Origin of the sequence: Microvirga alba (assembly GCF_015694465.1) — a bacterium.
Classification (GTDB): Bacteria; Pseudomonadota; Alphaproteobacteria; order Rhizobiales; family Beijerinckiaceae; genus Microvirga; species Microvirga alba.
Genome location: NZ_JADQDO010000002.1, coordinates 757,138 through 779,662, shown reverse-complemented (window position 1 = coordinate 779,662; position 22,525 = coordinate 757,138). Strand labels below are relative to the sequence as shown.

The following is a 22,525-nucleotide window of genomic DNA, read 5'->3' as shown; positions in this document are numbered from 1 at the left end:
TAAGATTCGACTAAAATCCGCTGTGTCGTCAGCGCAACGATTCTATTTTTATCGAGATTGGCAAGCACCAATTCACGCGTTCAAACCAATACAGACAACAACTCAGAGATTCATTCTCGCGGGTCTGCTTCGCTCTGCGGACGAAAAATTCGAACGGTCTCAGAGGGCGGCGAGAGCATCGTCCAGAGTGGCAACAAAGAGGTCCGCGTTCTCCTCCGAGAACACGAGCGGCGGGCGGATTTTCAGGATGTTGGCATGCGGGCCCGCGCCGCTGATGAGAACACCTCGTTCGCGCATATCGTTGATCAGGCGCGCTGTCTCCTGAGCGGCCGGTTCCCGGCTCGTCCGGTCGCGCACAAGCTCGACGCCGACAAAAAGTCCCGCGCCGCGCACATCGCCGATGATCGAATGCTTCTCGGCGAGGTGCTCAAGTCCCCGACGCATGGAAGCGCCTACCTGACGCGCGTTTTCCATCAGGCCTTCGCGTTCGATGACCTCCAGCACGGCCATGCCGACCGCGCACGACACCGGGTTGCCGCCGAAGGTGTTGAAATAACGCGAAGTGCGCCCGAACGCCTGCACGATGTCTGGTTTCGCAATCATCGCCGCCATCGGATGGCCGTTGCCCATGGGCTTGCCGACCGTGACCATATCCGGGAGAAGGCCGTGACGCTCGAACCCCCACATCTGTGCGCCGGTTCGGCCGAATCCCGGCTGCACTTCGTCGGCAATGAAGACCCCACCGGCCGCGCGAATGACATCGACCGCCTTGGCGAGGAATCCCGGCGGATCGGACAAGACGCCGTCGCTCGACAGGATCGTGTCGACGAGCAAAGCCGCAGGCTTGATGCCTTTCGCGCGCATGTCCTCGATTGCGGCGGCAACGTTCCTTGCAAAGACCTCCGCCACATCCTGTCCGCCGCTGCGATACAGATCGGGAGCCGGAACGGTGCGCACGTGGTCGCCGCGCGGCACCGACGGCCCGAGAGACGGCGAAAGCTGCGAGACCGCGTCCGTAACGCCGTGATAGGCGAGTTCCGTGACGATGAAGCCGGTTCCGCCGGTATAGGCCTTGGCGGCGCGCACCGCGAGATCGTTGGCCTCGCTGCCCGTGCAAGTAAACATGACGTTGCCGAGTTCCTTCGGAAACTTGGCGAGCAGCTTTTCCGCATAGTCGAGAATCGTCTCGTGCAGATAGCGTGTATGCGTGTTCAGAACAGCCGCTTGTCGCGACAAGGCCGCGACCACATGCGGATGGCTGTGCCCCACACATGCGACGTTGTTATAGGCATCGAGATAAGGCCGTCCCTCGGGATCGTAGAGCCACACGCCCTCACCGCGAACGATGTGCAAGGGATTCGTGTAGAAAAGGCGATAAGCCGGTCCGAGCAGCCTTTCGCGACGGGCGATCAGATCGCGTTCCCTGTCGTTCAGCCCGGTGGCCTTGCTGGGCACATAGGCGTTGATCATGCCTCCCGCGACATCGGCATTTGTCGACATTCGATCACTCCATATCGCAAGCACGGCGCAGGAAGGCCTGAGCCTCCTGTCGCGAAAGACCCGCCAGACGTTCAAGCCCCGACCAGGCGGCCGGGTTGTTGCGCAGAATATAGTCCCGGTTCTCAGGATGGGTGCTCGCACGCCATCCGCTGATGGCCACGATCAGGACAAGCCGGGTCGCGATCAGGTCAAACAACAAATCGATCTCGGCGCGCTCCAAGGGCGCGACCGCGTGATAGGCCGCGACGAAATCGACGGCCGCCTCCAGCGGGTTTCCAACCTCGGAGAGCTGGTACGCCGCAGCGACGGCGACATCGCAGATAAGGGGCGCGTGCACCAGATCGCCGAAATCCAGAATTCCCGCGACCCGATCGTGATCATCCGGCCGCACCAGAACGTTATGCGGGTTGAGATCGTTATGGATCACTTGCGCGCGCAAGCCCGGCAAGAGCGGCAACGCGTGATGCTCGAAATTGTCGAGAAACCGCGTCGCCAGGGCGCGCCGCCCGGAATCCTGAATATGAACGAGAATCTCGCGCACGCGACTCGCCTGCTTCAAATCCCACAGCAGGTCATGTCCCGCCGCCGGGTGAAAGAAGCCGCGCAGCGCCAGACCAAGCCGGGCCAGGCTGCGTCCAAGGTCGCGCCGTTGCGCGGACGTCCGCTGCACCTTGTGAAGCGGCTCGCCCTGCGTGAAGGTCACAATTCGCACAACCCTGATCGCGGAATCGCCCGAAAAGGGCAGCGACAGCTCGGGCTGGCCATTTCGCGCCCTGACCACATGCTGGATCGGCAGATCGGGATTGACTGATGCCGCATGCAGCAAGGCCTGCGTTTGCATATCGCTGACGCGCCGATCCTCTGCCGGATGCGTGATCTTCAGCACATAGTCCCGGCCGTCCTCCGCCTTGAGATGGAAGTTCTGGTCCCGCTCACTGCTGAGCGGGTGCGCAATGGCGCTCAATCCGTAATGCTCACGTGCCAACACCTCGGCCTCGGCGAGAGGAACGGGGCGCGCCGCCATCGTCAGCGTCTCTCCGATACCGGCTTCATGATCGGCCGTCATGCTCGTGCCCCTCGAAAGCGTATTCCTGCGGACGCTCACGGCTGTAACCGATTTTTCTCGATGAGGCGACCGTCACGCGCAGCCATTCTGCGAGAACATAAATTCGAACCGGCCTGAGGGACTCAGGCCGGGGCATCATGTCGCGCAGTCAGGAGATCGGCCGCCATTTCACGCTCGTGTGGCGGCCTCGCTTTGGCGCGGCTCGGCGATGAGCCTTCCGAGTGCCTCGAAATCCGCCCTCCTTGTGGAGCTGCGCCGCCACACGAGCCCGATGGTTCGCATCGGCGGATCGTCGGGGAATTCGATCAGGGCGACTCGTCGCCGGTCGACCTCGGCCTCGGCGCAAAGTTCCGGAAGCAGCGTAACGCCGTGCCCAGCGGCGACCATCTGCATGATCGTGGTCAGCGAGGCCGCCCCGAGTGCCTTGCGGGCCTGGATGTTGGCGATGGAGCAGAATTGAAGGGCCTGATCCCTCAGGCAATGTCCCTCCTCCAACAACAGCAGCCGCTCGCGCATGAGGCGGCTCTGCAGATCGCTTGCCGACCAATCCCTCGCCGATTTCGCCTGTACGGCGATCAGAAACCTGTCATCGAACAGAGGAAGGGCTTCGAGTTGCGTGTTCTGCACGGGCAAGGCGAGTAACGCGGCATCCAGATCACCGCGGACCAGCTCCTCGATGAGCGTGTCGGTCTGCGTCTCGCGGATCAGGAGTTCAAGAGACGGATAGGCCTTCTCCGAATCCGGGAGAAGCGAGGGCAGGAGATAGGGCGCGACGGAAGGAATGATTCCGAGCCGCAACGGGCCCGTGAGCACGCCATGTTGCTGGCGCGCATATTCATTCAGCTCGCGGACCTGGGCCAGGATCGCCTCGGCGCGCGCCGCGATCTCCTGCCCGGCGGAGGTCAGCATGACCGAATTGCCGCGCCGCTCGACGAGCTCAATCCCAAGCTCACGCTCAAGCTCCTTCACTTGCATGGAAAGGGCGGGCTGCGTGACGGCGCATTGATCCGCCGCCATACCGAAATGCCGGGTGCGGGAGAGGGTTTCAAAGTAGCGAAGTTGTCGGAATGTCACCATGAGGTGATCAGATTATCTTATCGCAGGTCGCAAGCAAAGCGATTGGACCTGATCGACCTTGGCCTGCATCCTGCCATCAGTTTTATGGGAGAGGATGATGACCAAACGCCCCACGATGACCACGACGGCCGGTGCGCCGGTGCCGGACAATCAGAACAGTGTTTCGGCCGGTGAGCGCGGTCCGCTCCTGCTTCAGGATTATCAGCTGATCGAAAAGCTCGCGCATCAAAACCGCGAGCGCATTCCGGAGCGCGTGGTGCACGCCAAGGGTTCCGCCGCCTATGGCACGCTCACGATCACGAAGGACATCACGCGCTATTCCAAGGCGAAGGTATTCTCGGATGTGGGCAAGAAGAGCGAGGTGTTCCTGCGCTTCTCGACCGTCGCAGGCGAGCGCGGCGCGGCGGATGCGGAGCGCGACGTGCGCGGCTTCGCACTCAAAGTCTATACGGAAGAAGGCAACTGGGATCTGGTCGGCAACAACACGCCCGTGTTCTTCGTGCGCGACCCGGTGAAGTTCCCCGATTTCATCCGCACGCAGAAGCGTCACCCTTCGACAAACCTGCGCTCGCCCACCGCGATGTGGGATTTCTGGTCCCTCAGCCCAGAGAGCCTGCATCAGGTCACGATCCTGTTCTCGGATCGCGGATTGCCGCAGGGCTACCGCTTCATGCACGGTTTCGGCTCGCACACGTATTCGTTCATCAATGCACAAGGCGAGCGGTTCTGGGTCAAATTCCACTTCAAATCGATGCAGGGCATCAAGAACTGGACCAACCGCGAAGGCGAGGCTGTCGTCGCCACGGACCGCGAGAGCGCGCAGCGCGATCTCTATGAAGCACTCGAGAAGGGCGAGTTCCCACGCTGGAAATTCTGCGTCCAGATCATGCCGGAGGCGGATGCGGACAAGACGCCCTACAACCCCTTCGACATCACCAAGGTGTGGCCGCATGGGGACTATCCGCTGATCGAGGTCGGCGTGCTGGAATTGAACCGCAACGCCGCGCATTATTTCGCGGAAGTGGAGCAATCCTCGTTCTCGCCATCGAACATCGTGCCGGGCATCGGCTTCTCGCCCGACAAGATGTTGCAGGGCCGCATCTTCGCCTATGCGGATGCGCACCGCTATCGCGTCGGAACGCATTACGAGGCGCTCCCCGTCAACCGCCCGCGCTGCCCGGTCAATCATTACCACGCCGACGGCGCGATGCTGTCCGAGGTCCCGCATCGGGGCGACGCCTATTACGAGCCGAACTCCTTCAACGGCCCGGTTCAGGAGGATCGCTTCGCCGAGCCGGCGCTGACAATTTCAGGCGATGCCGCCCGTTACGATCATCGCGTCGGCAACGACGACTACAAGCAGCCGGGCGACCTGTTCCGTCTCATGACGGCCGAGCAGCAAGGGGCCTTGATGGACAACATCGCCGAAGCAATGCAGGGCGTGCCGGTGGAGATCGTGAAGCGCCAGATCGCCCACTTCTACCGCGCCGACAAGGCCTATGGCCTCGGCGTTGCGAAACGCATGGGCGTCCAGGCAGAGGCTCTGACTGAGGCGGCGGAATAAGTCGTCACTGATCTCCGTCAGCCTCGACGGCCCGGGCTACCCCGGCCTGGGCCGTTTTTTCACTCGATAGGTTCGCCCAGAAGAAACGGGTTGGTGCGCCGTTCGTCGCCGATCGTGCTCATGGGGCCGTGACCGCAGATGAAGGCGACATCATCACCGAGCGGCAAGAGCTTGTCCTTGATCGAACGGATCAGCGCTTTACCGTCGCCGCCGGGCAAGTCGACCCGACCGACCGACCCCTGGAACAGCACATCGCCGACGATGGCGACGCGTTGAGAGGGCGATACGAAAGCGACGCTTCCCGGCGAATGGCCGGGGCAATGCAAAACATCGAGCGTCACCTCGCCAACGGTGACCGTGTCGCCGTCGTTGAGCCAGCGATCCGGCGTGACGGCGCGCGCGCCTTCGATACCGTACATGCGGCCCGTTTCCGGAAGCCGGTCGAGAAGAAACCGATCCGCCTCGTGCGGCCCTTCAACGGGCACGCCAAGCTCTTCCTTCAGGTCGGCCGCGCCTGCCGCATGGTCGATATGGCCGTGGGTAAGGAGGATCTTTTCGACCGTCACGCCGCTCTCGGCGATGGCCTGGCGGATACGGTCAAGATCGCCGCCCGGATCGATCACGACGCCTTTCTTCGTCTTCTCGCTCCACAGCAATGTGCAGTTCTGCTGGAAGGGCGTCACGGGAATGATGGCGGCGCGAAGATCTGACACGGAATAATCCTTTGACTTTTCTCAAGCGCACATAAGCCCTCACGCCGCCGGATTGAAGCCCTCGATATTGCGGCGGCCGCTTCTATTGACCTGGCGTCACCCTGATTCACATAGTCCCTGCACCGAATCAAAAGCGAGACATCAGCATGGAAACCCGGGCCGCCGTGGCGTGGGAGGCGGGCAAGCCTCTCACCATCGAAACCGTTCGTATCGAAGGCCCGCGCGCTGGCGAGGTGCTTGTCGAAGTCATGGCGACGGGCGTTTGCCACACGGATGCCTACACGCTCTCGGGGCTCGACCCCGAAGGGCTGTTTCCGGCCATTCTTGGCCATGAAGGCGCGGGCATCGTGCGCGAGGTCGGCCCCGGCGTCACGACGCTCAAGCCGGGCGACCATGTAATTCCGCTCTACACGCCCGAATGCCGCCAGTGCAAAACCTGCCTGTCGCGCCGTTCCAATCTCTGCACATCGATCCGCGCCACCCAAGGCAAGGGCGTCATGCCCGACGGCACGAGCCGCTTCCGCTGCGATGGCGACACCGTGTTCCACTATATGGGCTGCTCGACCTTCGCGAACTTCACCGTTCTGCCGGAGATCGCGCTCGCCAAGATCCGCGAGGACGCGCCCTTCGACAAGATCTGCTACATCGGCTGCGGCGTCACCACCGGCATCGGCGCGGTGATCTACACCGCGAAGGTATGGCCCGGCGCGAATGTGGTCGTCTTCGGTCTCGGCGGCATTGGCCTCAACGTGATCCAGGGCGCGCGGATGGTGGGCGCGGACAAGATCATCGGCGTCGACATCAATCCCGCCAAGCGCGCCATGGCCGAAAAATTCGGCATGACCGATTTCATCAATCCGAATGAAGTCGGCACCGACAAGGTCGTGCAGGCAATCGTCGATCTGACCGGCGGCGGCGCGGATTTCTCGTTCGACGCCACCGGCAACGTGAATGTGATGCGCCAGGCGCTCGAATGCTGCCATCGCGGCTGGGGCGAGAGCATCATCATCGGCGTCGCGGAATCGGGCAAGGAAATCGCGACACGTCCCTTCCAGCTCGTCACGGGCCGCGTCTGGAAAGGCACCGCCTTCGGCGGCGCGCGCGGACGCACGGACGTTCCGAAGATCGTCGATTGGTACATGGAGGGCAAGATCAACATCGACGATCTCATCACCCACACCATGCCGCTCGACGAGATCAACACCGCCTTCGACCTGATGCACGAAGGCAAGTCGATCCGCTCGGTCATCCTCTACTGATCGGGAGAGCATCGTTGAGCCTTGAGATCGTCTCCCAGTCGCGCTGCTTCGAGGGCACGCAATTCGTCTATCGCCATCTCTCGGTCGAGACCGGCACGCCCATGCGCTTCGCGGCCTACGTGCCGCCACAGGCGGCGCAGGAGGACCTGCCGGTCGTGTGGTTTCTGTCAGGCCTGACCTGCACGGAGGAAAACGTCACGGTGAAGGCGGGCGCGCAGCGCGTGGCATCCGAACTCGGCCTGATTCTGGTCGCGCCCGACACGAGCCCACGCGGCGAGGGCGTGCCGGGCGATCCGGAAGGGTCTTATGATTTCGGCCTCGGCGCGGGCTTCTATGTGGATGCGACTGAGGAGCCTTGGGCCAGGAACTACCGGATGCGCTCCTATCTCGAGCGCGAATTGCCCGCGCTCGTTGCCGAGGAGCTTCCCGCCGATATGGCGCGTCAGGGCATCATGGGGCATTCCATGGGGGGCCACGGCGCATTGACCATCGCGCTTCGCAATCCCGACCGCTTCGCCGCCGTCTCCGCCTTCGCGCCCATCACGTCGCCCCTCAGCTGCCCCTGGGGTGAAAAGGCGCTGTCGCGCTATCTCGGGCCCGACCGCGCAACCTGGCGCGAATACGACGCCTGCGCCCTGATCGAGGATGGCGCGCGCCTGCCCGAACTCCTCGTCGATCAAGGCACCGCCGATGGTTTCCTCGAAAGCCAGCTCAAGCCAGAGCTTTTGGAAGAGGCCTGCCGCAAAGCCGATATGCCTCTGACCCTTCGCCGCCAGGAGGGGTACGACCATTCCTACTTCTTCATCAGCACCTTCATCGAAGACCATCTGCGCTGGCACGCCGCCCGCTTTTGATTGTTCTGGAAGGTGTTGCTTCGCACAGCGTGGGAGGTGACGCAGAGGAATAAATGTTTCTGGAATGATAGAGCGTAGCTATTTGGCCGCATATGCGGTATGAATGCGTTTCGCCGAGCTGAATTTTTCAAAAACATCGATTCCAGAGCATCGCCCATGGACAAGACCCGCGAGCCTCTTCTTACGCCCGATGCCGGCAAGCTTGTCGGAAAAGCCGTCGGACTGACCCAAACCGCCTTGGCCTCCGAGGCCGGACAAGCGGTGCGAGCCGTCATCGCCAAGGGGCCGGACGGGTTGATGCAACACCTGTCCAAGGCCGCAGAGAAACACGCGCCCGATCCCTTGATCCAGGCGCGCATGCTGCTGGCCGAACAGAGCCAGAATTTCGACGTGATGCGCTCGGCCATCGGCAAGATCGGCGAATCCCTGGACCATCTGAACCAGTGCGCGCCGGAAGCGCAGGCCCAAGCCCCGCATATGGCAGCGCTCCTGAACGCCCAGGCCGAGGCCATCCAGGGACTGACCTTCCTCGTCCTCAAGGGGCAACAGGTCCAGTCCGAACTCATCAACGCCATCGACGGGCACTCCCGCAGCAATGCGCCGGGCATGCCCAAATGGATCTACTACGCCATGGGCGGAATGATGATCTGGAGCTTGCTCACCATGGTGTTCTCCAGCATTTTCTAGCGCATGGTCAGGAAAAGTCGGGTCCGGTTTTCCGAAATGATCAAGCGAAATTCTAATGCCGAAAAGAGGCGGCTCTTCTTGCCGTGTCTTTAAGCCGACCCATTATTGTCAGCGCTATTGCATGAATTCGCGGGGGCAGAGTCGTGTTCGACGCCAAAAAACTTCTCGATGCTCTGGGGACGCCAGCAGGTGGCGCCGGACAGGCGACAACACCGGCGGCTGCTCCCGCACCCTCCGATGACGCTGGAAAAAAAGCGAGCGCCAATCCGCTCGGTGCCGGGACGCTTCTGAGCGACCTGATAGGCATCGCTAACCAACCGACGCCTCCTGCGAGTTCCGGAACGAGCGAGGACGGCGCGACGTCGAAGCCGGCCAAGGCCTCTCCTCCGCCGCCCAAGGATCTGACCGATCTCCTCATCGGCAAGGCGCAGGAATACCTGAAGACCCCGCAAGGAAACGCCGCCGTCAACGCGGTCGTGGTCGGTCTGACCAAGGCCGTGGCGAATTCCGAGACCGGTCGCAAGCTGACCGCCTCCGCAAAGGCCAAGGGGACAGCCCTGTTCAACCGCTTCGTGAACAAGGGCGCTCCGGGCACGCCGCTCATTGACGGGCACGCCGCCGGATCGAGCCCGCCCGCGGCGCTGCCGCCCCCTGCCCCTGTGAGCGCGGAGGCCGCCGATGATACTGCCCTTCTCGTGCTACGCGCCATGATCGCGGCCGCCGCAGCGGATGGACGCATCGATGAGGGTGAGCGCGAGCGCATTCTCGGCACGCTCAAGCAGGCGGGAATCGATGGCGAAGGCGTGCACGCCATCGAGGCGGAATTGGCCCACCCCGCGACCGCCGCCGAACTCGCCGCAGCCGTGAAGACGCCGGAAGCAGCGGTGCAGGTCTATACGGCCGCGCGCCGCATCATCACGCCGAACACGGTCGAGGAGCGGGTCTTCCTCGCGCATCTCTCAGGCGCGCTCGGCATCGACCCGCGCATCGTCGCCCAGATCGACGCGGCGGCCTCGGGCGCGATCAAGGCATAAGCGCGAGCCTTCAACGACGCTCGAACAGGGCAGGATGGCGGATCAGCAGGGCTTGGGCGAGAGCGAGCGTTTTCAAGTCCGTGATGGTGTTGTCGCGGACCATGCGGGCGAGGTCGTCGAGATCGACCTCCAGCACCTCGATATTCTCATGCTCCTCGGCGAGCCCGCCCCCTTCGGCGACCCTGTCCGCGAGGGCATAGGGAGCGAGAAAGAGATGTGCGCGCTCCGTTGTCGCGCCGGGGGCTGACCACAAAGCCCCCACCAGCTCAAGCGCGCGGAGGCGAACGCCCGCCTCCTCCATGGCCTCGCGTCGCGCGCAGGCTTCGGGTTCGGCCCCATCGAGCAGCCCGGCGATAACTTCAATCAGCGTGTCGTCGTCGCCACTGTGCATGACAGGCGCGCGAAATTGGCGAATGAGGATCGCCCTTCGCCTGATCGGGTCGTAGGGCAACACGGCGGCTGCATCGCCGCTATCGAAAACCTCCCGCTCGATGAGCCGTCCGTCGGGAATTCGGATGGTCAACAGGAGCAACCGCCGCCAGCCCTCATGGAGGGTGTTCACTTTCGTGATCCGATAATTCCCCACGATCTCGCTCCCCGTCCTGAACACGTCATTGTGATGAAATGCCGCTTCGACGCGATTCGAAAATGTTCGCTGTCGCGGAAAAGCGAAGGACCTCGCTCAAATAATAGTCAGTTGGCTCAAAATCGGCGCGTTTCTGCCGGCGAACGCGACATCGTCATTGATGGGTTGCCTCTTCGGAGCGCATCTGAAATGAGAGGGGCTCGCCAGAAGCACAGATTCGGTTGCGCGGTTGACGGCATCGGGATTCCGATCTGCCTCGGCAATGCCATGTTTTGAATCATGCTTGGCTGAACCCCTTCGCCACCTTGGCGTTCTCTTTCTGCGTTGGTCGGAGTGGATTGATGACAGCACGAAACATCACAATCGATTTCTGGCGTGGCTTCGTTCTCGTCTTCATCTTCATCAATCACATCCCGGGCAATCTCATCGAGCACCTCTCGCCGCGCAATTTCGGATTTTCCGATTCGGCGGAAGCATTCGTTTTCATCGCGGGGCTCTCGGTCGCCTTCGTCTATTACCCCAAGATCCCGCAGGGCGATGTGTTCGGAGTCGTGAAGCGCTGTCTGCGGCGTTCATTTCAACTCTATCGCATGCATCTTCTCCTGACGGCCGCGGCCATTGCCCTTTTCTCGATCGGCTACGAACTCAGCGACGATATCGGGCTGATCGAAGCCGATGGGCGCGACGCTGTCTTCGGCAATACGGCAAAAGGCATCACGGGCATTCTCTTGCTCGGCCACCAACTCGGCTACTTCAACATCCTACCACTTTATATCGCCCTCATGCTCTGGGCTCCCGTGGCGTTGGTCCTAGCGCGCATTCATGTCTTCTTCGCATTGGCGGTTTCCTGCGGGATCTACATCCTCGCTCACACGGGCGTTCTGGAGCTCAAGAGCTGGCCCGAACCGGGAACCTGGTTTTTCAACCCCTTTGCGTGGCAGCTTCTGTTCACCATCGGCATTGCGGCGGGCATCCTGTTCGCAAAGCGACGGCTTCCCCACGAGCGAAGCTTGGTGCTCGGCGCTGCGATCCTCGTCATCGCCTCATTCCTGATCATGACCGAATGCTTCGGGCTTGTTCCGGATCTGCGTGAAATGGTTTTCGAACACCTTGACCTGGGAAAGCAGGATCTTGGCATTTTCCGCCTCGTTCATTTCCTCGCGCTTGCCTACTTGCTGGTTCAACTGCGCGTCGGAGAAGCTCTGGAATCAACGTTCATCGGTCCTGAGCTCATTCGTCTGGGCCGGAACGGGCTGGCTATTTTTGGCGTGGGATCGCTCTTGAGTGCGCTCGGACAGGTCATCATGACGCTCACGGCGGTAAAATCGTCCGCTAGTCCGCAAATGATCGGCATGGTATTTACCGTTCTCGGCGTATTTGGCCTTCTTGCATTGGCGCGATATCTCGAATGGAACAAGCTCAACCCGGCTGGCTCGCAAAAGGGTCAGGCAAAGGGCCTCGGCCTGCCTTTCACATCGACTGGGCAATAGCTGCCTTAAGCTTGGCAATTCTTGTTTTCGCGGGTCCGGCCTCCGCAGACGACACGCTCTGCCGGACCGAAGGGCCGGTCTTTGCGGCGCAAGGCGCTCTCAACGCTTTGGCGAGCAAGCTCTCCGGCCACAAGCCCATTCAGATCCTTGCGATCGGTTCCTCATCCACGGAAGGCATCGGTGCATCGGCGCCACAACTTTCCTACCCGGCCCAACTCGAAAACGACCTCACCGGCCTATGGAACGAGAAGGTGACGGTGATCAATGCCGGAAGGGGCGGTGAGACCGCGGTTCAAACGATCGACCGGCTGCAGGCGGCGCTCACAACCAGCAAGTTCGATCTCGTCATCTGGCAGGTCGGAACGAACGACGCGGTCAACGGCGTCGATGAGGGTCGTTTCCGGGAGATTCTCGAACGGGGTATCTCGGCGGCGAAGACCGCCGGCGTCGATATGATCCTGCTGGACCAACAATATTTCCCAACGATCAAGGACCCCGCCCGCTACGAGACGTTCGTCAAGACCGTCAGCACCGTCGGCAGCGAACGGAAGGTGTCCGTCTTCTCGCGCTACGCCCTGATGAAGCAGTGGAACGACCACTCCGCCAGTGACCTGCGCGGGATGTTGTCCGCCGATGGCTTCCACATGGGCGATCGAGGTTACGACTGCCTCGCCAGCCTGATCGCCCAGGAACTCCAAACGATGGCGGCGGATTCGATTGCGGGGGCAGAACCTCTCTCCAAGACCGTCGCCTCGGCACGCAGACGCTAACGCCTGCAAGCTTCCATCGTAGCGCACGGAAAAGTCCTCGGCCCATCCGTTGGGATGGGCCGAGCCCTCAGGATGCCTAAACCCAACCGCCATCCACGAGATAGCTCTGTGCGGTGATCGCGCCCGCATCGCCCGACGACAGGAACAGCGCCACCTTGGCGATGTCCTCGGGCACGAGTTTGCGCTTCACGCATTGGCGCTTGAGCAATTCCGCCTCGCTTTCCGGCGTCAGCCAGAGATCGATCTGGCGCTGCGTCATGATCCAGCCCGGCACAATGGAATTGACGCGGATGTGCTTCGGGCCCAACTCCCGCGCCAGCGCGCGCGTCAGGCCGACGACGGCGGATTTCGCGGTCTTGTAGGCCGCGAAGGAATCATCGCTCGCCAGATAGCTCGTCGAGCCCATGTTGATAACCGAACCGCCGCCCGCCTTCTCCATGTCGGGCAACACGGCCTGTGCCGCGAAGAACTGGTGATCGAGATTGGTGGCGAAACGCTCGCGCCAATATTCGGGCGTCACCTGATCGATGGTGTGGCGGTCGTCCCGGGCCGCGTTGTTGATGAGAATCGTGATCGGGCCGAGCGCGTCGCTCACGCGCCGGATGGCGGCTTGAAGCGCCGGAATGTCGCGCACGTCGTTGTGCTCGAAATGCACCCGCTCACCAAGGCGCTTCGCCAGCGCCTGCCCAGCCTCCGCATTGTAGTCGAGAATCCCGACCTTGCAGCCCTGCTGATGAAAGGCCTCGGCAATGCTCTCGCCAATGCCGCTCGCGCCGCCGGTGATGAGAACAGACTTGCCTTTGAGAGAGCCGTAAATGGTTTGAGTCATGGTCTATCCGCTCGTGAAAAAATCAAACTTGTCGTTTCCAGGTCATGCCCGGTCGCTCGATGGGCCGGACCTTGAAGCCGAACCGCTCGTAGAAGGGCGCGGAGCCCGTATCGGCGATCAGGCTGACGAAGCCGGTTTCGGGGACATTCTCCTCAAGCCAGTGCATCAGGGCTGACATGATGCGCAAGCCCAATCCCTTTCCCCGATAGTCCGGTAGAACGCCGATATCGGTGACCTGAAACGTGGTGCCGCCATCGCCCACGATGCGTCCCATGCCGATGGCACGGCCTTCATGCTCGATGATGACCGCGTAGAGACCACCGCCGACGCCCTTCTCGGCAGCCATCCGGCTTCTGCGGCCGAGCCCCGTCTGCTCACGAAGAAAAAGGAACTCATCCACCGTCGGAGCGCGCTCGACGAGCGTGAACGGGTCAGAATCAAAAGGCATCGCCAGTCCTTCGGAGAAACGGTCAGCTCGCGCCCGGTCCCGGTGTCGCGCCGGGGGGACATCTGCCGAGGATGATCATGCCGAGCACCTCGTCCTGCGTCACGTCCGTCACGTTCGCCGAGCCGACGAGCTTTCCGTTCTTCATCACGCTGACGCGATCCGCAAGCCCAAAAACGTCATGGATGTCGTGGCTGATGAGGAAGATGCCGATGCCTTCCTTCTTCAGTTGCAGCACGAGATCGGCCACCTGCTGCGTCTCGGCGGGGCCGAGCGCGGCGGTCGGCTCGTCCATGATGAGGACGCGCGCGTTGAAATAGATCGCACGCGCGATCGCCACCGATTGCCGCTGGCCGCCGGAGAGCGCCTTCACCGGCTCCTTGAAGCGGCGGAAATGCGGGTTGAGACGCGCCATCACTTTGCGCGTTTCCGATTCCATCGCCGCATCGTCGAGAGTGCCATAAGGCGTCAGCTTCTCGCGCCCGAGGAAGATGTTGCCGGCGGCATCGATGTTATCGGCAAGCGCCAGCGTCTGATAGATCGTCTCGATGCCGTAGCGCTTGGCGTCGCGAGGCGAGCCTATATCGGCGTGTTCGCCATTCACATAGATCTCGCCCGCATCCGGCTTGTAGGCGCCGGAGAGAATCTTGATCAGGGTCGATTTGCCCGCGCCATTGTGGCCGAGAAGACCGACCACCTCGCCGGGGCGCAGATCGATGGAGACGTCATCGACCGCCTTGATGCCGCCGAAGGCGATGGAAATGTCGCGCATTTCGACGAGAGGCTTCGTACCTTGGTACTGCATGAGAGCCTCCTGTTACTTGATACGGCGGCGATAGAGGCCATCGACCCAGACCGCCAGCACGAGCACCGCGCCGACGACGATGTTCTGCAAGGGCGTATCGACCCCGAGCAGCACCATGCCCGATTGCAGCGATTGCATGACGAGCGCGCCGAGCATGGCCCCGGCGATGGTGCCCACGCCGCCTGCGAGTGACGTGCCGCCGATCACGGCGGACGCGATGACATAAAGTTCGTCGAGCGTGCCCGCGGCATTGGTCGCCGCGTTCAGGCGCGCGGTCGAAATGCAGGCGGAGATGCCGCACAACACGCCCATCAACCCGAACACCTTCATCAGCGCCCAGCGGGTGTTGATGCCCGACAATTCCGCCGCTTCCGGATTGCCGCCGATGGCGAAGACATACCGGCCAAAACGCCGACGCCGGGCGATGAAGGTCATGAACAGCCCGACGATGACGGCGATCATGACCGGCAAGGCAACGCCGTGAGGAATGAAGAGACCGCCCTCAGGCCACGCGATGCCGTTGGCCTCCGCCCAGCGCCGCGCGGTGCCGGCGGGAAGCGGATAGGAATTGGCGATGAACGCCGCGCCCAGCACCACCGCGCAAGCGACGGCCGCAAGCACCGCGTCCGCCCAACCGGGCCGCACGGGAAAGCCGAAACGGACGCGGCGGCGACGGGCAAGGCCGAGCGCTACGACGATGAGGCCGCAGGCGAGCGCCGCGATGATCCATGTGGCGGTCGCCCCGAGCGCGCCCTCGACCCCGCCGCCGAGCGCCTTAAAGCGGGTATCCATGGGCGCGATTGTCTGGCCCGCCGTGACCCACCAGGCAGCACCCCGCCACACCAGCAGGCCGCCCAACGTCACGATGAAGGAGGGAATCGCGAGATAGGCGATGAGCCAGCCCTGAAACAGGCCGATCGCACCACCGATGAGCACCGCCAGCAGCACGGCAAGGGGCGCGGTGAGCCAATGTTCGAGACCGAGCCAGGCGGGCAGCCACCGCACCTGCGCCACGCCGATGATCATGCCGACGACGCCGAGGATCGCGCCCACCGACAGATCGATGTTGCGGGTCACGATGATGAGCACCATGCCGGTGGACATGACCGCGATGGACGCGGTCTGGACCGACAGGTTCCAGAGATTGCGCGGGGTCAGGAAAAACCCGCTGGAGAGGATGTCGAATCCGATCCAGATCACCGCAAGCGCCGCCAGCATGCCAAGCATGCGAAGGTCGATCTCGAGTTTTGAGAGGAGCGAACCGGATGAGACGCTCGGCGGCGGTGCAGTCGTAACAATGGGTGCGTTCATGGCCATATGCGGTGTCATCCCCGGCGAGCGACGCGAGGGCAGGGGATCCAAAGGCGGGGGCACAGGCCCGGATCCCCTTCCCTTCCAGCGGCTTTGCCGCCTCCGGCCGGGGATGACGCGGAGACGGCGATTTCAACGCTGATCGAGGAGGGACAGACTTAATTGCAGGCCTTCGCGGAGCCTGCCTTCACGCCCTGGCAGACCACGTCCTTCGAGACCCAGCCCGCGTCGATGACCACGTTGAGGTTGTCCTTCGTGATCGCAACGGGGGTGAGGAACTTCGCGGTCATGTTCTGCTTCTTCGCACCCTGGTTCCACATTTGCGAACCTGGGATGCCCGCGAGCTTCTTGCCACCGGCGAGAGCCACCGCGATTTCCGCCGCGTTGCGGCCGAGTTCGCGCGCGTCCTTGAACACGGTGACGCTCTGCGTGCCCAGCGCAACCCGGTTGAGCGCCGCCTTGTCGGCATCCTGGCCGGAAACCGGCACGGAACCCGCAAGCCCCTGCGCCGCCAGCGCCGCGATGGAGCCGCCCGCCGTGCCGTCATTGGCCGCGACGACCGCATCGACCTTGTTGTTGTTCTTGGTCAGGAACTGCTCCATGTTCCGCTGCGCGTTGGCAGGCAGCCAGCCGTCCGTATAGGCCTCGCCGACATTCTTGATCTTGCCCGCGTCGATGGAGGGCTTGAGCACTTCCATGGCGCCCGCGAACAGGAAGTTGGCGTTCGGGTCCGAACCGGAGCCCTTGATGAAGACGTAGTTGCCCTCGGGCTTCAACTTCAGCACTTCACGGGCTTGCTGGCGACCGACCTCGACGTTGTCGAAGGTCAGGTAGAACACCTGCGGGATTTCGATGAGACGGTCATAGCCCACCACCGGAATGCCCTCGGCCACGGCCTTCTCGACGGCCGGGCGAATGGCGTCCGAATCCTGCGCCAGCACGATCAGCGCCTTGGCGCCACGGGCGATCAGGCTTTCGATATCGGTGAGCTGCTTCGCGGGCGAGGATTGCGCGTCGGCGGACACATAGGTGCCACCAGCCTTCTCGACGGCGGCCTTGATGGCGGCCTCGTCAGTCTTCCAGCGCTCTTCCTGGAAATTCGACCAGCTGACGCCGACGACGGGGCCCTTGGCCTGGGCGAAGGCGGCCGTCGCCGAAAGGGCGAGGGCGGCAAAGCTGATCAGAGCGTGCTTCTTGGACAACATGTCTTCCTCCTGGGCGGCGCGTTCTTGGGCGAACCCTTGGCGTGGCAGGCTATCGGCCCCGAAAAGGGCGAACGATCTCGGCTCAAGCTGCCACGTTATTTTTCGAGCACGGAAATAATTATCCTGAAACATTGTTCATTCAAGCGGTCACGCTGTTATCATTTGGTTGAAGATCGGTCTTTTTGGCACTTGTTTTATTCGGCGTCTGAATAAATATGGCCGAATGTCGACCATCCCCCTCACCTCCCGCGAAACCGTCCGCAGGCGCCTTCTGGATGTCCTGCGTTGGGAGGGACCCATGGCGCGGGTCGAGATCGGCCAGCACCTCGGCATGAGCCCGGCCACCATTTCGGATCTCACCGCCAGTTTCCTCGATGAGGGCGTCCTCGTGGCCGAGGAATCAAGCGATCCCGTTCCCGGCCTGATCAGGGGCCGCCCGAAAGTGCGCCTGTTCTTCGCAGACACGCTGGGCTCCGTCATCGGCGTCTGGACCGGCTTCAACCGTATCGAGCTGCGCCTCGTGGACAGCGCGGGGCACAACCGGGCGAGCCGCCATATCGAGCGCCCCTTGCGCAATCTCGGCGCGGACGAACTGATGGACGTGCTGGCGGAAACCATCACTGCTTTTGCCCGCGATACCGGTGCGTCCGACGTGAAGGCTATCGGCCTTGCCTGCCAGGGCTACGTGGACACGCGCGATGGCATCGTGGCCTGGAGCCCCGTGCTCGGCGCGCGCGACCTGCCCCTGGCCTCAGGGCTCAGCCAGCGCCTGGGAATGCCAGTGCTGATCGAGAACGACGCCAGCGCCATGGCCTTCGCCATTGCCCAGCGCGACCCCGCCCTGCGCAGCGGGCGCACCGCCTGCCTCATGGTCGGCGACGGCGTCGGCATGGGGTTTCTCATCAATGGCGAGCTTTATCGCGGGGCGCGGTTCGGCGGCAGCGAGTTCGGCCATGTGCGCCTGCGCCGGGGTGGGCCGCAATGCCGCTGCGGGGGGCGCGGTTGCATCGAGGCGTTTCTGGCCGACTACGCCCTGCACCGGGACGCCCAGCTCATCGACCATCGTCCGGCCCCGACCGTGCTGATGCCCGGCGAGGACGCCATGGACGCTATCGTCGCGCAGGCGAGGGCCGGAGACACCGCGCTCCTCAATCTCTTCCGCGAGGCTGGCGAGGTCTTGGGCGACGCGGTCGGCATCCTGATCCAGACGCTCGAGCCCGACCATATCGTGATCTGCGGCCCCGGCACCCGGGCCATCGACCTCCTGCGTCCCTCCTTCGAAGCCGCGCTCGAATCGCAGACGATTCCGGAACTCAGGGCGCTTGCCACCATCCATGTGGTGGAATCCTCCATGGATCTGCTCACCGAAGGCGTCGTCATGCAGGCCCTGCGGGAGCTCGATCTCGACCTGGCGCGGGTGAAGGCTGCATAAACCCATCCCGGCCATAGCCATCCGGCGTCTAAAACACTATCTCTTGGCGGGTCAGTTCCTCACGATCGAGACCCATGGCTTCTTCCCGTCCCGTCAGCGCCGGCGATCACGTTTTCCTCGTCGACGGCTCATCCTTCATCTTCCGGTCCTACTTCCAGTCCATGAATCAGGACTCGAAGTATAACAGCCGGACGTCCGACGGCATGCCGACGGGCGCGGTGCGCCTGTTCGTCACCAAGCTCCTGCAGTTCATCCGCGACGGCGCAGCCGGCTTCAAGCCGACGCATCTCGCCATCGTGCTCGACAAGTCTGAGGGCTCGTTCCGCAAGGAGCTCTACGAGGACTACAAGGGCCACCGCCCGGACGCGCCGGAGGATCTGAAGGTCCAGATGCCCATTATGCGCGAGGCGATCCGCGCCTTCGGCCTGGAGCCCATCGAGCAGGCGCGCTACGAGGCGGACGACCTCATCGCCACTTACGCCCAGGAGGCCAAGGCGCGTGGCGCGCAGGTGCTGATCGTGACCTCCGACAAGGACCTGATGCAACTCGTGGGGCCGCTGGTCGCGTTCTACGATTTCGAATCGGGTTCGAAGGGCAAGCCGGGCTACCGGCCCGAGCGCAATCTCGACGAAGCCGCCGTGACGGAGAAGTGGGAAGGCATTCCACCGGAAAAGATCGGCGACGTGCTGGCGCTGATGGGCGACACCTCCGACAACGTGCCGGGCGTTCCCGGCATCGGATTGAAGACGGCCGCCCAGCTCATCAAGGAATATGGCGATCTCGAAACGCTTCTGGCGCGCGCTAATGAAATCAAGCAACCGAAGCGCCGCGAGACGCTGATCAACAATGCGGACGCCGCGAGGCTCTCGAAGCAGCTCGTCACCCTCGACTGCAACGCGCCGCTGCCGGTTGCCCTCGATTCCTTGAGCCTGCCCGAGCTCGACCCCAAGGCGCTCCTGAGCTTCCTGAAGGCGATGGAATTCAACACCATCACCCGCCGCGTGGCCGAACTGTACGACACCGACCCCGCTACCATCGAGCCCGATCCGCGCCTGATGCCCGGCGGCGAGGCGATCAGGTGGGAGCGTCTCGGTGGGCCCGACGAGAATGGGTCCGCCGCTAGCGCGAGCGCGCCCGCAGACACACTGGAGGGCAGCGCGACGCGCTCTCCGACGAACGGACTCGGCACGCCCTCGCAACTCGCCGCCAAGCGGGCGACGGAGGCCTCCTCGCTCGCCTTCGACCGGAGCGCCTATGAAACGGTCACCAGCATCGAGCGCCTGAAGGAATGGGTCGCGCTGGCCCGCGCGCAGGGCCATGTCGCGGTTGATACGGAAACCAGCGCGCTCGACGCCAACCTCGCCGATCTGGTCGGCTTCTCGCTCGCGGTGGAGACAGGGAAGGCGGCTTACGTGCCGCTTCAGCATCGCAACGATTCCGATTTGTTCGGTGGCGGCATGGTGCCGGGGCAAATTCCGCTCGTCGAGGCGCTCGATGTCGTCAGACCCCTCTTGGAAGATGCTTCGGTTCTCAAGATCGGGCAGAACCTGAAATACGACTGGGTCGTGCTGAAGCGCTACGGCATCGATGTGCACCCCTTCGACGACACCATGCTGATTTCCTACGTGCTCGATGCGGGCAAGGGCTCGCACGGCATGGACGAGCTGTCGCGCCGCCATCTCGGCCATTCGCCGATTCCATTCGGCGAAGTCGCCGGCACCGGCAAGAATCAGGTTTCGTTCGACAAGATCGAGATCGAGAAAGCCACCGCCTACGCGGCCGAAGACGCGGACGTGACCTTGCGCCTGTGGCAGGTGCTGAAACCCCGCCTCGTGGCCGAGGGACGCGCCACCGTCTACGAGACGCTGGAGCGTCCGCTCGTCGATGTGATCGCGCGCATGGAAATGCGTGGCATTGCCGTCGACCGCCAGATCCTGAGCCGCCTCTCCGGCGATTTCGCGCAGGGCCTCGCGCGGCTGGAGGATGAGATCCACGAACTCGCGGGCGAGAAATTCGCCCTCGGATCACCCAAGCAGATCGGCGACATCCTGTTCGGCCGGATGGGCCTGCCCGGCGCGAAGAAGACGCCCTCCGGCCAATGGGCGACGCCCGCAACCCTCCTCGACGAATTGGCGCAGGCCGGTCACGTCCTGCCGGAGAGGATTCTCGAATGGCGTCAGCTCGCCAAGCTGAAATCGACCTATACCGACACGCTGCAGCAGCACATGCATCCGGAAACGAAGCGGGTGCACACCTCGTTCTCGCTCGCCGCGACGACGACGGGGCGGCTCTCCTCCTCCGAACCGAACTTGCAGAACATCCCGATCCGCACGGAAGCGGGCCGCAAGATCCGTCGCGCCTTCATCGCGCCGCCGGGCTCCAAGATCATCTCGGCGGATTACAGCCAGATCGAACTGCGCATTCTCGCCCACATCGCTGACATCCCGCAATTGCAGGAGGCGTTCGCGAAGGGCCAGGACATTCACGCGGCCACGGCGTCGGCGATGTTCGGCGTGCCGCTCGACCATATGACGCCGGATCTGCGCCGTCAGGCCAAGACCATCAATTTCGGCATCATCTACGGCATATCCGCCTTCGGCCTCGCCCAGCGCCTCGGCATTCCAAATGCGGACGCGGCCGCGTTCATCAAGCAGTACTTCGAGCGCTTCCCCGGCATCCGCGCCTATATGGACAACATCAAGACGTCCTGCCGCGAGAACGGCTATGTCACGACCATCTTCGGGCGCGTCTGCCATTACCCGCAGATCAAATCCGGCAACCCGTCCGAACGGGCGGCGGTGGAGCGGCAGGCGATCAACGCACCGATTCAGGGCTCAGCCTCCGACATCATTCGCCGCGCCATGATCCGCATGGAAGACGCCTTGAAAGCCGAGCGCCTTTCCGCGCGCATGCTGCTGCAGGTGCATGACGAACTGGTGTTCGAGGCCCCCGACGAGGAGATCGAGGCGACGCTGCCGGTGATTTCCCGCGTGATGAGCGAAGCAGCCCTCCCCGCCGTGACCTTGAAGGTCCCGCTGTCGGTCGAGGCGCGCGCCGCGCAGAACTGGGACGAGGCGCATTAGCCCATGCGTTCCTAAACGCTGGAACCTCTCGTACCGTCTCATGCGTTTCCCGCCGGAACAGCGGGAGCGGCGCATGGCGTACGAGCTTTATTACTGGCCCGGCATTCAGGGACGCGGCGAATTCGTGCGCCTCGCGCTTGAGGAGGCGGGCGTGGATTATGTCGATGTCGCGCGCGGATCGGCCAAGGACGGGCTTGGTATCCGGGCGATGCTGCGCGTGATGAACGAGGCGGCTCATCCGCCCTTCGCGGCCCCCTTCCTGCGCGACGGCGATGTGCTTGTCGGTCAGACGGCCGCGATCCTGTTTTATCTCGGGCCGAAGCTCGGCCTTACGCCGAAGAGTGAGACCGACCGATTATGGGCGCATCAGATCCAGCTCACCGTCACCGATCTCGTGGTGGAGGCGCATGACACGCATCATCCTTTGTCGATCGAACTCTATTACGAGGACCAGAAGGATGAGGCCGCACGGCGGGCGGCGGATTTCCGAAAACACCGCATTCCGAAATTCATGGACTGGTTCGAGACCATCCTCGACCGCAATCCGGCGGGCGACGCCCATCTCGTCGGGCGCTCGCTGACCTATCCCGACCTTTCCCTGTTTCAACTGGTCGAGGGCCTGTCCTATGCCTTTCCCAAGACCATGAAACGGCTCTTGAAGGACACACCGCGCGTGGCTTCCCTGCACGACGCCGTGAGCAGGCGACCGCGCATCAAAACCTACCTGCAAAGCGAGCGCCGCATCCCCTTCAACGAGGATGGAATTTTCCGGCACTATCCGGAATTGGAGGGACAGTAGCCGGGTTCACCCGCGA

Annotated in this window: 20 protein-coding genes; 10 read left to right on the top strand and 10 right to left on the bottom strand. The window is 63.0% G+C overall.

The genetic code is table 11. The features are described 5' to 3' along the window. Nucleotides 1-159: 159 nt before the first annotated feature. From I2H38_RS07945 to I2H38_RS07935, 3 genes are all read right to left on the bottom strand, one after another. Nucleotides 160-1,500, bottom strand: coding sequence for an aspartate aminotransferase family protein (locus I2H38_RS07945; RefSeq protein WP_407664039.1), 1,341 nt, complete (start codon nt 1,498-1,500; stop codon nt 160-162). Between the two features lie 4 nt (nt 1,501-1,504). Beyond that, complete coding sequence (locus I2H38_RS07940) at nt 1,505-2,566, bottom strand: phosphotransferase (RefSeq protein ID WP_196271266.1); 1,062 nt, start codon at nt 2,564-2,566, stop codon at nt 1,505-1,507. A 168-nt stretch (nt 2,567-2,734) separates the two neighbouring features. Further along, nucleotides 2,735-3,643 (bottom strand): LysR substrate-binding domain-containing protein, encoded by a 909-nt coding sequence (locus I2H38_RS07935; protein ID WP_196271265.1) that lies wholly within the window; start codon nt 3,641-3,643, stop codon nt 2,735-2,737. 97 nt (nt 3,644-3,740) lie between these two features. On the opposite strand from I2H38_RS07935, the gene I2H38_RS07930 reads away from it, so the two are divergent. After that, entirely contained in the window at nt 3,741-5,207 is a 1,467-nt protein-coding gene (locus tag I2H38_RS07930) for a catalase (protein ID WP_196271360.1), read from the top strand. A 59-nt stretch (nt 5,208-5,266) separates the two neighbouring features. Here I2H38_RS07930 and I2H38_RS07925 read toward each other — a convergent pair whose 3' ends face one another. Next, nucleotides 5,267-5,920 carry an MBL fold metallo-hydrolase gene (locus I2H38_RS07925; protein WP_196271264.1) on the bottom strand — a complete coding sequence of 218 codons (654 nt, stop codon included), beginning with the start codon at nt 5,918-5,920 and terminating at the stop codon, nt 5,267-5,269. Nucleotides 5,921-6,066: 146 nt separating this feature from the next. Between I2H38_RS07925 and I2H38_RS07920 the strand changes: the two genes are divergently transcribed. The 4 genes from I2H38_RS07920 (at nt 6,067) to I2H38_RS20895 (ending at nt 9,754) form a co-directional block, all read left to right on the top strand. Continuing rightward, a complete protein-coding gene (locus I2H38_RS07920) occupies nt 6,067-7,179 on the top strand; it encodes an S-(hydroxymethyl)glutathione dehydrogenase/class III alcohol dehydrogenase (RefSeq protein WP_196271263.1) in 1,113 nt (370 codons plus the stop codon). A 14-nt stretch (nt 7,180-7,193) separates the two neighbouring features. Continuing rightward, nucleotides 7,194-8,033, top strand: coding sequence for an S-formylglutathione hydrolase (gene fghA / locus I2H38_RS07915; protein WP_196271262.1), 840 nt, complete (start codon nt 7,194-7,196; stop codon nt 8,031-8,033). A 156-nt stretch (nt 8,034-8,189) separates the two neighbouring features. Further along, nucleotides 8,190-8,720: a hypothetical protein gene (locus I2H38_RS07910; RefSeq protein ID WP_196271261.1), complete on the top strand. Its 531-nt coding sequence runs from the start codon at nt 8,190-8,192 to the stop codon at nt 8,718-8,720. 143 nt (nt 8,721-8,863) lie between these two features. After that, nucleotides 8,864-9,754, top strand: a complete 891-nt coding sequence (locus tag I2H38_RS20895; protein ID WP_196271260.1) for a DUF533 domain-containing protein — start codon at nt 8,864-8,866, stop codon at nt 9,752-9,754. Between the two features lie 10 nt (nt 9,755-9,764). Here I2H38_RS20895 and I2H38_RS07900 read toward each other — a convergent pair whose 3' ends face one another. Beyond that, on the bottom strand, nt 9,765-10,325 hold the full coding sequence (locus I2H38_RS07900; RefSeq protein ID WP_407664047.1) for an NUDIX domain-containing protein: 561 nt from the start codon (nt 10,323-10,325) through the stop codon (nt 9,765-9,767). Nucleotides 10,326-10,681: 356 nt separating this feature from the next. Between I2H38_RS07900 and I2H38_RS07895 the strand changes: the two genes are divergently transcribed. Both I2H38_RS07895 and I2H38_RS07890 read left to right on the top strand, forming a co-directional pair. Next, on the top strand, nt 10,682-11,830 hold the full coding sequence (locus I2H38_RS07895) for an OpgC family protein (protein WP_196271258.1): 1,149 nt from the start codon (nt 10,682-10,684) through the stop codon (nt 11,828-11,830). Between the two features lie 11 nt (nt 11,831-11,841). Further along, entirely contained in the window at nt 11,842-12,600 is a 759-nt protein-coding gene (locus tag I2H38_RS07890; protein ID WP_196271257.1) for an SGNH/GDSL hydrolase family protein, read from the top strand. Between the two features lie 76 nt (nt 12,601-12,676). Here the strand turns inward: I2H38_RS07890 and I2H38_RS07885 are convergent, their stop codons facing one another. The 5 genes from I2H38_RS07885 to xylF all read right to left on the bottom strand — a co-directional run bounded on the left by I2H38_RS07885 (nt 12,677) and on the right by xylF (nt 17,195). Continuing rightward, nucleotides 12,677-13,429, bottom strand: coding sequence for an SDR family NAD(P)-dependent oxidoreductase (locus I2H38_RS07885; protein ID WP_196271256.1), 753 nt, complete (start codon nt 13,427-13,429; stop codon nt 12,677-12,679). A 22-nt stretch (nt 13,430-13,451) separates the two neighbouring features. Next, nucleotides 13,452-13,877, bottom strand: coding sequence for a GNAT family N-acetyltransferase (locus I2H38_RS07880; RefSeq protein WP_196271255.1), 426 nt, complete (start codon nt 13,875-13,877; stop codon nt 13,452-13,454). A gap of 22 nt (nt 13,878-13,899) precedes the next feature. Beyond that, nucleotides 13,900-14,679, bottom strand: a complete 780-nt coding sequence (locus I2H38_RS07875; RefSeq protein WP_196271254.1) for an ATP-binding cassette domain-containing protein — start codon at nt 14,677-14,679, stop codon at nt 13,900-13,902. 12 nt (nt 14,680-14,691) lie between these two features. Continuing rightward, complete coding sequence (locus I2H38_RS07870; protein ID WP_196271253.1) at nt 14,692-15,990, bottom strand: sugar ABC transporter permease; 1,299 nt, start codon at nt 15,988-15,990, stop codon at nt 14,692-14,694. A gap of 158 nt (nt 15,991-16,148) precedes the next feature. Continuing rightward, the gene (gene xylF / locus I2H38_RS07865; protein WP_196271252.1) at nt 16,149-17,195 is read right to left on the bottom strand and encodes a D-xylose ABC transporter substrate-binding protein; all 1,047 of its coding nucleotides are present in this window, start codon (nt 17,193-17,195) and stop codon (nt 16,149-16,151) included. A 223-nt stretch (nt 17,196-17,418) separates the two neighbouring features. On the opposite strand from xylF, the gene I2H38_RS07860 reads away from it, so the two are divergent. The 3 genes from I2H38_RS07860 (at nt 17,419) to I2H38_RS07850 (ending at nt 22,509) form a co-directional block, all read left to right on the top strand. Continuing rightward, nucleotides 17,419-18,627, top strand: a complete 1,209-nt coding sequence (locus I2H38_RS07860; protein WP_196271251.1) for an ROK family protein — start codon at nt 17,419-17,421, stop codon at nt 18,625-18,627. Nucleotides 18,628-18,701: 74 nt separating this feature from the next. Next, the gene (gene polA, locus I2H38_RS07855; RefSeq protein ID WP_196271250.1) at nt 18,702-21,710 is read left to right on the top strand and encodes a DNA polymerase I; all 3,009 of its coding nucleotides are present in this window, start codon (nt 18,702-18,704) and stop codon (nt 21,708-21,710) included. 73 nt (nt 21,711-21,783) lie between these two features. After that, on the top strand, nt 21,784-22,509 hold the full coding sequence (locus I2H38_RS07850) for a glutathione S-transferase (RefSeq protein WP_196271249.1): 726 nt from the start codon (nt 21,784-21,786) through the stop codon (nt 22,507-22,509). The last annotated feature ends 16 nt before the right edge of the window (nt 22,510-22,525 follow it).

Excerpts from the sequence above, each read along its gene's own strand:
- I2H38_RS07885 (WP_196271256.1), bottom strand. The coding sequence starts at position 13,429 with ATGACTCAAACCATTTACGGCTCTCTCAAAGGCAAGTCTGTTCTCATC.
- I2H38_RS07935 (WP_196271265.1), bottom strand. The coding sequence starts at position 3,643 with ATGGTGACATTCCGACAACTTCGCTACTTTGAAACCCTCTCCCGCACC.
- I2H38_RS07870 (WP_196271253.1), bottom strand. The coding sequence starts at position 15,990 with ATGAACGCACCCATTGTTACGACTGCACCGCCGCCGAGCGTCTCATCC.
- I2H38_RS07860 (WP_196271251.1), top strand. The coding sequence starts at position 17,419 with ATGTCGACCATCCCCCTCACCTCCCGCGAAACCGTCCGCAGGCGCCTT.
- I2H38_RS07875 (WP_196271254.1), bottom strand. The coding sequence starts at position 14,679 with ATGCAGTACCAAGGTACGAAGCCTCTCGTCGAAATGCGCGACATTTCC.
- I2H38_RS07930 (WP_196271360.1), top strand. The coding sequence starts at position 3,741 with ATGACCAAACGCCCCACGATGACCACGACGGCCGGTGCGCCGGTGCCG.
- I2H38_RS07880 (WP_196271255.1), bottom strand. The coding sequence starts at position 13,877 with ATGCCTTTTGATTCTGACCCGTTCACGCTCGTCGAGCGCGCTCCGACG.
- I2H38_RS07945 (WP_407664039.1), bottom strand. The coding sequence starts at position 1,500 with ATGTCGACAAATGCCGATGTCGCGGGAGGCATGATCAACGCCTATGTG.
- polA (WP_196271250.1), top strand. The coding sequence starts at position 18,702 with ATGGCTTCTTCCCGTCCCGTCAGCGCCGGCGATCACGTTTTCCTCGTC.
- I2H38_RS07920 (WP_196271263.1), top strand. The coding sequence starts at position 6,067 with ATGGAAACCCGGGCCGCCGTGGCGTGGGAGGCGGGCAAGCCTCTCACC.
- I2H38_RS07850 (WP_196271249.1), top strand. The coding sequence starts at position 21,784 with ATGGCGTACGAGCTTTATTACTGGCCCGGCATTCAGGGACGCGGCGAA.
- xylF (WP_196271252.1), bottom strand. The coding sequence starts at position 17,195 with ATGTTGTCCAAGAAGCACGCTCTGATCAGCTTTGCCGCCCTCGCCCTT.
- I2H38_RS07910 (WP_196271261.1), top strand. The coding sequence starts at position 8,190 with ATGGACAAGACCCGCGAGCCTCTTCTTACGCCCGATGCCGGCAAGCTT.
- I2H38_RS07940 (WP_196271266.1), bottom strand. The coding sequence starts at position 2,566 with ATGACGGCCGATCATGAAGCCGGTATCGGAGAGACGCTGACGATGGCG.
- I2H38_RS07895 (WP_196271258.1), top strand. The coding sequence starts at position 10,682 with ATGACAGCACGAAACATCACAATCGATTTCTGGCGTGGCTTCGTTCTC.